The organism is Vibrio sp. 970, assembly GCF_033339075.1.
In genome coordinates, this window is sequence record NZ_JAWOTW010000126.1 from 1 (window position 1) to 938 (window position 938).

At 46.6% G+C, this 938-nt stretch carries 1 protein-coding gene; it reads right to left on the bottom strand.

Annotation, left to right across the window (positions count from 1 at the left end; translation table 11 throughout):
- Positions 1–61 precede the first annotated feature (61 nt).
- Positions 62–938: DNA repair protein RecN (gene recN / locus R7Q11_RS25185; protein ID WP_225466880.1), on the bottom strand; the 877-nt coding region annotated here is incomplete at its 5' end.

Below are 938 nucleotides of genomic sequence, written 5' to 3' on the forward strand. Positions count from 1 at the left end.
CTGAAGTGATTAATATGAAAAGAGTCATCAACTGGATTGCCGATGACTCTGTGTCATAGGGTTAGGCGGCGATAAGGAGCTCTTTCGCGTTAGCTAATGTTGAATCAGTGATTTGGCTACCACCGAGTAAACGAGCCAGTTCTGCCACACGTTGTTCTTCATCTAGTGCGCGCATTTGTGTTTCCGTTTGACCACCTTTGGTGTGTTTTGCGACAAACATTTGTTGGTGGCCACAACCGGCTACTTGCGGTAAGTGTGTGACACACATGACTTGAGTCGATTCTCCAAGCTTGCGTAGCATTTTGCCTACTACCGCAGCTGTTGGGCCACTAATACCCACGTCCACCTCATCGAAGATTAAACTTGGCGTGTCTACTTTTTGAGCAGTGATCACTTGGATCGCTAGCGAGATACGGGACAACTCACCACCTGACGCAACTTTCGCAATTGGTTGTAAAGGTTGCCCCGGGTTAGTGGAGACCAAGAAGCACACACTGTCCATACCCAATGGCGACGGATGTGTGTTTTCGTTGTTTACTTCAATACTGAAGACGGCTTTTTCCATGCTCAGTTCGTGCATGCTTTGTGTGATCAGTTTGTTCAGTTCTTTTGCGTAACGGCTGCGTGATTTATGCAGCTTTTCCGCTTGAGTCAGGAAGCTTTGGTATTTCTGTTCCACTTCTTGAGCCAATTCATCCAGACGTTCATCAGAGCAATCCAATGCTTCGATTTGTGCTAGAAGGTCTTGGTGATGTTGGTATAACTCATCAGGCATAACATGATGCTTACGAGCCATCGACATCACTTTAGAAAAACGCTCTTCGACATAAGCCATACGACCTGGATCAACATCGATGCCATCCAAGTAGCTACGAAGTTCGTTTTTGGTTTCTTCTAGCTGGATCATCGCGTCAGCCAGCATATTTGGTAGCTCGGCT